This window comes from Serratia sarumanii, from assembly GCF_029962605.1.
Classification (GTDB): domain Bacteria; phylum Pseudomonadota; class Gammaproteobacteria; order Enterobacterales; family Enterobacteriaceae; genus Serratia; species Serratia sarumanii.
Genome location: NZ_CP124752.1, coordinates 1 through 9,297 on the forward strand (window position 1 = coordinate 1; position 9,297 = coordinate 9,297).

The 9,297-nt window shown below is 46.7% G+C and carries 7 protein-coding genes; 5 read left to right on the plus strand and 2 right to left on the minus strand.

Going from position 1 to position 9,297, the window contains the following annotated elements:
* The 4 genes from SSARUM_RS24485 (at position 1) to SSARUM_RS24500 (ending at position 6,338) form a co-directional block, all read left to right on the plus strand.
* A complete protein-coding gene (locus tag SSARUM_RS24485) occupies positions 1-957 on the plus strand; it encodes a replication initiation protein (protein ID WP_221696684.1) in 957 nt (318 codons plus the stop codon).
* 7 nt (positions 958-964) lie between these two features.
* On the plus strand, positions 965-1,414 hold the full coding sequence (locus SSARUM_RS24490; protein ID WP_016517644.1) for a helix-turn-helix domain-containing protein: 450 nt from the start codon (positions 965-967) through the stop codon (positions 1,412-1,414).
* A gap of 285 nt (positions 1,415-1,699) precedes the next feature.
* Complete coding sequence (locus tag SSARUM_RS24495; protein ID WP_282495097.1) at positions 1,700-3,697, plus strand: site-specific DNA-methyltransferase; 1,998 nt, start codon at positions 1,700-1,702, stop codon at positions 3,695-3,697.
* A gap of 4 nt (positions 3,698-3,701) precedes the next feature.
* Positions 3,702-6,338 carry a DEAD/DEAH box helicase family protein gene (locus SSARUM_RS24500; protein ID WP_282495099.1) on the plus strand — a complete coding sequence of 879 codons (2,637 nt, stop codon included), beginning with the start codon at positions 3,702-3,704 and terminating at the stop codon, positions 6,336-6,338.
* A 38-nt stretch (positions 6,339-6,376) separates the two neighbouring features.
* Here SSARUM_RS24500 and SSARUM_RS24505 read toward each other — a convergent pair whose 3' ends face one another.
* Together SSARUM_RS24505 and mobA are read right to left on the minus strand one after the other, a co-directional pair.
* Positions 6,377-6,961 carry a mobilization protein MobX gene (locus SSARUM_RS24505; protein ID WP_040113348.1) on the minus strand — a complete coding sequence of 195 codons (585 nt, stop codon included), beginning with the start codon at positions 6,959-6,961 and terminating at the stop codon, positions 6,377-6,379.
* 12 nt (positions 6,962-6,973) lie between these two features.
* Positions 6,974-8,071: a mobilization protein MobA gene (mobA, locus tag SSARUM_RS24510; RefSeq protein ID WP_282495090.1), complete on the minus strand. Its 1,098-nt coding sequence runs from the start codon at positions 8,069-8,071 to the stop codon at positions 6,974-6,976.
* Positions 8,072-8,235: 164 nt separating this feature from the next.
* Here mobA and traD point away from each other — a divergent pair, with 164 nt between their 5' ends.
* Positions 8,236-8,703, plus strand: coding sequence for a conjugal transfer protein TraD (traD, locus tag SSARUM_RS24515; protein ID WP_064645523.1), 468 nt, complete (start codon positions 8,236-8,238; stop codon positions 8,701-8,703).
* Positions 8,704-9,297: the final 594 nt, after the last annotated feature.

Here is a 9,297-nt window from a genome sequence, read left to right on the forward strand (position 1 = left end):
ATGGCTGAATTGGTAGTATTCAAAGCAAACGAGCTTGCGGTTAGTCGTTATGACCTAACAGAGCACGAAACGAAACTAATCCTGTTTTGTGTTGCAAAGCTAAACCCTACATTAGAAACACCAGATGAAACTGAACGAACGGTTAAATTTTCATGCTCCGAATATTCTTCATTTATGGGGATAAGTTATGAGAATGCGTGGGGGCGATTAAATACATCAACACGAGAGTTATTTAAGCGGTCTATTGAATTAATATATCCAACAGGTGCTGTATCTATGCGTGTTTTTAATTGGGCTGAATATGCAGAGTTCAATAGGGAAACACAAGAGGTAACTTTAGTTTTTAGTAAATATATAATCCCATTGCTATTTCACCTAAAGAGATTCATTAAATACAACCTCGAGCATGTTAAGTCCTTTGAAAATAAATACTCAATGCGCATTTATGAATGGCTGCTAAAAGAACTAACGCAAAGAAAAACACATAAAGCCAATATTTCAATAAGCATTGATGAGTTTAAATTCATGCTAATGTTAGAAAAAAGCTACCCAGAATATAAATTACTAAATCATTGGGTTTTAAAACCAATTGCAAAAGATTTAAATACCTATAGCAATATAAAACTATCTATTGATAAGCGCGGTCGTCCTGCTGATACGCTGATCTTCCAAGTTGAACTGGATAAACAAATTGACCTTGTGACTGAGCTAGCAAAAGAACCAATATCAAAAAAAGAAGATAACTCAATCCGTTTAACGCCTGAAAATAGTCTGCATGAGGGGCTAAAAACAACATTACATGATGCTTTAACTGCGAAAATACAACTTACTGGATTTGAAGCTAAATTCCTGAGTGACATGCAGAGTAAGTATGATCTCAACGGCTCATTTACATGGCTGACTCAAAAACAACGAGCCACGCTAGAGAAAATTTTAGCTAAGTACGGACGGAACTGAGGTATCTATGGCTTTAGTATCAATAAGCGAAGCAGCCAGACTAACTGGAAAAAGCCGCACAACAGTACAGTCATACATTAAGCAGGGAAAACTGACCAAGTGCACAGATAGCGGTGGTGCTTCAAAACTAGACACATCAGAGCTTCTACGTGTTTTCGGATCATTTACTGGTCAGCAGGTTGGCAGTGAACAATCAGGCAGTACTGTGCAGCATTTGGCAGGCGATTTTGTGCAGTTACCTGACCAGAATTTGCTACATGAAAACTATGCCTTAAAAGCTGAAATAGAACTCGTAAAGGCATTGCTGCGTGAGAAAGAGCTACTACTCGATGAAAAAGACAAACGCAATGAGGATCTCAAACATGCTTTGCTGCTAATCGAGTCTAAACTGCCGAATACATCGGAACCAGTGACACCTCATGTGGTGAAAAAATCATGGCAATTCTGGAAGAAATAGCGCTTTCAGCCGGCAAACCGGCTGAAGCCGGATCTGCGATTCTGATAACAAACTAGCAACACCAGAACAGCCCGTTTGCGGGCAGCAAAACCCGTACTTTTGGACGTTCCGGCGGGTTTTTGTGGCGAGTGGTGTTCGGGCGGTGCGCGCAAGATCCCTTATGTTAAATACCACATGTTTGGTGCATTTTTTCCGCAACTGCATCAGTAGTATCGATGTCAGGTTCCAGCACAGGACGCTATGCCATACAATAATTTCAATCTCTAACAGTCATAAGGCCATGACATGCAGACCGAATTAATCAAAGAACTGAACAAGGTTTTAAAAGCGTTTCCGCAATTCTGGAACGGAGAGGAATTACACCGTTCAATGGTGAGTGATGCCATTAGTCAAAAACAGCCAGAAATCATCAAGGCACTGGTCGCTAATGAAAAAATACGTTCTGTCTACGGTTCAGATATTGACGGCATTTTAATTTTCGATTTTGATAAGCTATGTAGCTTATTAAAGTATAAGGAATACTGGGCTAATAGCTTTACTAAATACCGTAATAAAGTTGGCTTAACCAGTAATGGAAAATATCTCGATTACAACTCTGACGTGGTGCTGGATTTTCCTTTTAAGGATTGCGTGCTTGAAGGTGGAATGACAAAAGAAGAAATTGGAAAAAGTGAAGTATATTACAATGATATAATTGCAAAGGATGAAATAGATAACCTTCTATCTCCAAAGATTTTTTCTTCTGTAAAAAGGCATTCTGAGGGAGATGTTTCTGACAAGATACTGTCATTTGAGGAAGATGATAATATCTTACTGAAAGGAAATAACCTGATAGCACTGCATTGTCTTAAAAAAAAATTCATTAACTCAGTTAACTTAATATATATAGATCCGCCGTACAATACTGGAAATGATGGGTTTAGGTATAACGACAAATTTAATCGTGCCACTTGGCTTACCTTCATGAAAAACAGACTATCAGTAGCAAAAGAACTATTGAGCGATGATGGTATAATATTCGTGCAATGTGACGACAAAGAGCATTCTTCTTTAAGACTGTTAATGGATAGTGTTTTTGGTAGAGATAACTTTCTAAATAATATAGTAGTTAAAACATCCGATCCTTCAGGACTGAAGGTAGTAAACCCATCACCATATTCCCAAACTGAATACTTATTAATGTTCTGCAAGGATAGGAGTAAATATAAATATATACCTCAGTTTGTGAAAAGTTCTTACGACCAATCGTACGGAAGATTCATAAAAAATGTAAACGATGATCATGAGGCTTGGGTTACATGCTCTTTAAGTGAATATTTTGCTAATTACAAGGGTTTTAATAACGTTAAGGAAGCAAGAGAAAAACTGGGGCGCTTAGATTTCGATGAGGAGATAGCTCAGTTCGCCATTGAAAATTCGGACTCTGTTTATCAAGCAACTGCAATAAGCAACGCAGCTGGGAAAAAAATCGTAGCGGCTCGGGATGAGTCTAAAAAAAATCCAGGTAAGATTTATAAAGTAGAAAGAGATAACGACAATATATACATTATTAATGGCAGGCAAATATACTTTTACTCTAACAAGGTTAAAAATATAAATGGTGAGCTGACACCTACAATATTATTGACTAATTTATGGGTTGATATTCCTTGGAATGGTATCGCAAATGAAGGAGATGCTATTTTCAAAAATGGTAAAAAACCTGAAAAACTGCTTCAGCGATGTATAGATTCATGTACGAAAAAGGGAGACCTAGTTTTAGATTTCCACTTAGGCAGCGGAACAACTGCCGCAGTAGCACATAAAATGGGCCGTCGTTATATCGGCATTGAGCAAATGGATTACATCAACGAAATTACTGTACCACGTCTACAAAAAGTCATTGAAGGTGAGCAAGGTGGTATATCCAAAGACGTAGGATGGCAGGGGGGAGGGAGTTTCGTCTACGCCGAACTGATGGAGCTGAACGCCTATTTCGTGCATGAAATCCAAAAAGCGCAATCCAATGAAGAACTAGAAGAGCTCTTTGCTGTGATGAAAACAGAGGCGCACCTCAATTATCAGGTGGCACTGGAAAACGTCCTGTCTGCTGAATACGAAGTGGACGGTATTTTCCGCAAGGTCGCCTTCAGCGAGCTGGAATTGCATGAGCAGAAGCAGCTCCTGATTGAAATCCTCGATAAAAATCAGCTCTATGTGAACGCTTCCGATATGGATGACAGTGACCTGAACATCTCAGAGAGCGATAAAGCCTTTACCCGCAGCTTCTACGGAATGGAGTAACGGCATGGCGAAGAAACCGAAGTCAGTTGGCAGCGAGAAGCTGCTGTTTAACAAGCTCAGACAGTTCGATGAGCCGGGGCTGTTTCACGATAACTACCAGACGCCGGACTACATTCAGGCGAACCTGAAGGATGCCCTGCGCCCGTACCAGCACGGGGCGCTGCGCTACCTGCATTACACGCAGCGCAGGCAGGAAGAGGCGCTTCTGCATTACCGGCATCTGCTGTTTCACATGGCAACCGGTGCAGGGAAAACGATGGTGATGGCGGGGACGATACTCTATCTGTTTAAAGAGTACGGGTATCAGAACTTCATCTTCTTCGTGCATACCGACGCGATTATCCAGAAAACCCGCGAGAACCTGCTCAACCCGCAGTCGCCGAAGTACCTGTTCAGTCAGGAACTGGAAATCGACGGGGAGAAAATCACCATCGCACCGGTGGAGACGTTCCCATCTGCGCCTGAGAGCAACACGATTTACCTCAAGCTCTCAACCATCCATAAGATGCACGACGAGCTGAACAGCTATCGTGAGAACAGCATCACTTACGAGGATTTGAAGGAAATCCCGCTCGTGCTGCTCGGTGACGAGGCGCATCACTTCAACGCCGGCACCAAAGCGAAAGGCAAGTCAAAGACCTCACCGGAAAACGAGGAGCAGACCTGGGAGCGCACGATTGAGAACGTTCTCGCTCTGCGGCCGGATAACCGCCTGTTCGAGTTTACCGCCACCATTGACCTGGCGAATAAAGATATCGGGAATAAATACCGTGACAGAGTGGTGTATCAGTATGACCTGAAACAGTTCATGTCAGACGGTTACTCGAAAAAGGTCATGCTGCTGGAAGCGAATCAGAACGACGGCGACAAGATGCTCGATGCCGTGCTGTTAAGCCAGTACCGCAAACTGGTGGCGGCGGATAACGGCATCACCGGCTTCAAACCGGTTATTCTGTTCAAGTCGAACAAGATTACGATATCGAAGGCAAAGCAGGAGGCGTTTTCGCAACTGATTGCGGCAATGACGCCTGAGAGCGTCAGACGCCATCTGGCGAATAAAAAAGTTCAGCTCAGCTCTGAAACCAGTATCTGGCATAAAGTGATTCAGCGTTACGCTGGCAGCGATTTAGTGACGGTTATCGGGCAGATCCAGGAGGACTTCAACGACTTCAACCTGCTTAATGTGAATAAGTCAGACCTGCTGGAAGAAAACCCCGTTCTGCTGAACACGCTGGAAGAAGTCGATAATCCGGTGAGAGCCGTCTTCGCCGTGGCGAAGGTCAACGAAGGTTGGGACGTCCTCAACCTCTACGATATCGTCCGCATCAGCGAGCAGGCGAGCAGCAGCAAAACCGGCACGGACAGCGAGGCACAGCTTATCGGTCGCGGTGCACGTTACTTCCCGTTCGTGTATGACGGCAAGCGGAGCTTCACCCGCCGGTTTGATAACAGCGCGAAGGATTTGAACGTGCTGGAACAGCTGCACTACCACACCATCAATGAGCCGGCATACATCAAAACGCTGCACGCCTCCCTTGAGCAGGCGGACATTGACGTTCATCAGGACGGCGGCGGTACGATTGAGCACGCCAGACTGAAAGAGGATTTTAAAAAGTCCGCCGTGTATCAGAGCGGGAAGCTGTACTTCAACGAAGTGGAAGAGATTGAGAGCAGCAGCCGCAACTGGGAAAGCTACTCGCTGGAAACGCGCTTTGAGATACCGTATCAGACCGCCGGTGAGGAGTCGCTGGACAACCTGACGGGCGCAACAGCTGGCATAACAAAACCGGAACCCCTGGTACTGGACGAGCGTTTTTACCGTAAGGCGATGCAGAGGATCAGCTTCTACGCGCTGGATAACCTGCAACGCTTCTTCCCGAAACTGACCGGCATCCGCGAGTTCATCCGTAGTGACGCCTTCCTGGGAAAACTGAAAATCACCGTCACCGTACCGCAGTCACTGGATTTTTCCACCGTACCGGCAAAAGAGAAACTGCAACTGCTGGAAACCGTTCTGCTGCGTATCTCAGAGAACGTGCGCCGTAATGACCAGAAGGTGAAAGGCACGTACCGCTTTATCAGCCAGCCAGTGAAAGAGGTGATTAAAGACTACAGCCTGCACATTGACCCGTCGGTCATTATTAACCAGAAAATCACCGCCGCACCCACCATCGGTAAAAGATGGTACGTGTACGATAACGCGATACTGAATCAGCTTGAGCACCGTCTGGTGAAAACGCTGGAAGGTTTTATGCCGAAGCTCAGAGCACGTTACGACGATATTTACGTGCTGCGTAACGACGAGCAGTCAACGCGCTTTAAGCTCACGGAGTTCGGCGGCGTGCGCGGCTTTATGCCGGACTTCATCATGATACTGACGCGCCATGCGGATAATGCTTACTGGCAGGTCTTCCTTGAGCCGAAAGGGGATGACCGTCTGCTGGATGACGCATGGAAAGAGCGGATGCTCGAAACCCTGAATGACAGGGAGCGCATTGTGATTGATGAAAATGAGGACGTCAGGCTGGTCGGAATTAAATTCTTTGCCAACAGTCAGATGGACGCCTTCGTCAGCGACATGCAAAACCGGCTGAATGAGGGCGAATCGCTGGAAACCGCTTCGCTCTCCCTGCCGCTGTAATTCACGACAACAATAACGGCGCAATGTGCGCCGTTATGTTATTTTTTGATAATCATCCAGGTATTCTCTTTATCACCATACGTAGCTCGGGTGTCCACCTTAACGCAGGGCTTTCCGTCACAACGCGATATATCAGCCAGCGGGGCTTTCTTCTGCCAGACCGCTTCCATCCGTTGCATTTCAGCAATCTGGCTGTACCCGTCATTCATAAACCACGTAAATGCCGTCACGCAGGCAGCCATGACGAAAAATATCGTCAGCACGAGATAAATCGCGGATTTCCACGTATAGCGCGACATCTCGCGTCGCATTTCATGGATCATCGCCTTCGCCGTATCGGTAGCCTGATTAAGCGCTTCTGTCGCCGGTTTCTGCTGTGCTAATCCGGCTTGTTTCAGCTCTTTCTCAACCTGAATGAGCGCGGCATGAACAGATTGCCTGACGGTTTCAGTCATATTACCGGACGCGCTGTCCAGCTCACGAATGAGCCTGCTCAGCGTGTCACTCTGCTGCTGTAATTGTGCTGAGGCGTCCTGAAACTGCTCAGTCAGAGAGGTAACACGCTTTTCCAGCGCCTGATGATGCCCGATGAGGGCAGCGATTTGTTTAATTTCGTCGCTCATGAAAAATCCTGTCTATCGTGAAAATGACCAGCCTTTATCCGGCTTCTGTCGTGTCTGTTCGGCGAGTCTCTGCTGTTCTTTCTCCTGCTGACGCTGTTTTTCTGCCAGTCGCTCCATTTCCTGATGTATCCCCTGAAACTCCGCCATCGCATCGTTCACAAGGGACTGAAGGTCGATTTCTTCCTGTATGTCCTTCATGGCATCACTGACCCGTGCGTTCAGTTTCTCCGGCTCTTTCTCAAAATCGAAAACCCTGCCGGAAGTGTCTTCCTGCGCAGGTTCAGGCTTCTGCTCTTGTTTTATCGTCAGGTTATCCCGCTCGCTGATGGCTTCCCGTAGCGAGGTGGTCACGTCAATCACACTGTCACGTTCATCACGAGACTGCTCCGCCTGCCTTTCAGCGTCCCTGCGCTCAAGGATGGCCTGTAACTGCGCAGTATCGAACCGCTGAACCTGTCCCGCGCCAAGATGCCGCTCAGGCTCACGCTCAATGCCCTGAGCTTTGAGTGAGCGTGCATCAACGCGGTCGGTATGCTGATACCGTTCAAGGTGCTTATTCTGTAGGTCAGCCCAGCGTTCCCGCTGGGCGACGAGGTGCTCTTTGCGTTCTGTCGGCGTTTCCCCGAAACGTGCCTTTTTCGCACCGCCGCGCTCAGGGGCTTTGCTGTTAGCTCGCTTAAAATACTGCTGCGGGTCACGGTCGATACCGTCATTCATCCGCTCAGAGAACATGATATGCGCGTGCGGCTGCTCGCCGCCGGCTATCGCCGCTTTCGGATTATGAATGGCGAACTGATACGCATGACGGTCGCCGATTTCCTGCCGGACAAAATCGCGGACAAGCTCAAGGCGTTGTTCGGGTTTTAGCTCGCGCGGCAGGGCAATCTCGATTTCACGGTAGGTACAGCCGTTGGCACGTTCAGACGTGTCAGCGGCTTTCCAGAACTCAGACGGTTTATGCTCTGCCCACGCAGGCATATTACCGGACTCCTTGTGCTCAAGGTCGGAGTCTTTTTCACGGGCATACTTTCCCTCACGCGAAATATAATCGGCATGGGGAGAGGCACTGCCTTTCCCGCCGGTTTTTACGCTGAGGTGATAGGAGGCCATCGTGTTTTTATCCCGCTGAAGGCGCGCACCGTTTCTGAACGAAGTGAAGAAACGTCTAAGTGCGCACTGATAATAAAAAGCTTATCAGTGATTCTACCTGCATTTGACCTCGGCCGCCATTCCTGACCATAATTTCCACATCAACATTCAGAGGATAAATGGGCATGAATAAAAGCGAAAAACAGGAAAAATGGGCAGCAGACAGAGTGCAGTACATTCGCGGCTTAAAGTCGCCGAATGAACAGCAGAAACTCATGCTGATACTGACGGATAAAGCGGATAAAACAGCGCAGGATATCAAAACGCTGTCCCTGCTGATGAAGGCTGAACAGGCAGCAGAAAAAGCGCAGGAAGCCAGAGCAAAAGTCATGAATCTGATACAGGCCGAAAAACGGGCAGAAGCCAGAGCCGCCCGTAAAGCCCGTGACCATGCGCTGTACCAGTCAGCCGGACTGCTTATCCTGGCGGGTCTGGTTGACAGCCAGACGGGGAAGCCTGTTGATGATACCGCTGCCTTGCTGGGTGCATTAGCCAGTCTGAATGACCTGTCGAGGGATAATCCGAAGTGGTCAGACTGGAAAATCAGAGGTCAGGAACTGCTGAACAGCAAGAAGTCTGACAGCTCTGCATAGCAGACCTGCCATAAAACGCCCTGAGAAGCCCGTGACGGGCTTTTCTTGTGTCATGGGTAGATTTCCTCGTGTGAGTCCATGAAAAGCGCCTGTAGCATCATTTACCCCCATTCCCTGCCAGAGCCGTGAGCGTAGCGAACTGAATGTCACGAAAAAGACAGCGACTCAGGTGTCTGATGGTCGGAGACGAAAGGAATATTCAGCGATTTGCCCGAGCTTGCGAGGGTGCTACCTCATTCTTTCGTGTTTGAAGGTATGTTTTTTGGAGGAGCAAACGCTGTTTGCGACATCCTTTTATCATATCGCTCAACTGGCACTGGCGGTTAGTTATCCACAAAGCTGGGATCTATTCTTTTTTATCTTTTTTATTCTTTCTTTATTCTAGTGATTTTAATATTTTGTTTTATAAGTAAAAAATACATGAAAGGTTAAGTGAAAATTAGGAAAGGTTAAGCAAAAATTAGGATCCCCCTTCAAAAGGTTAAGTGAAAATTAGGTAATCCACACAACCACATAAAAGGTTATGACAATGAAATTGACATAACCAAGCGGAAGGGTTATGTTGTTTTAAAATCACAACCAATGGTTTTAGTC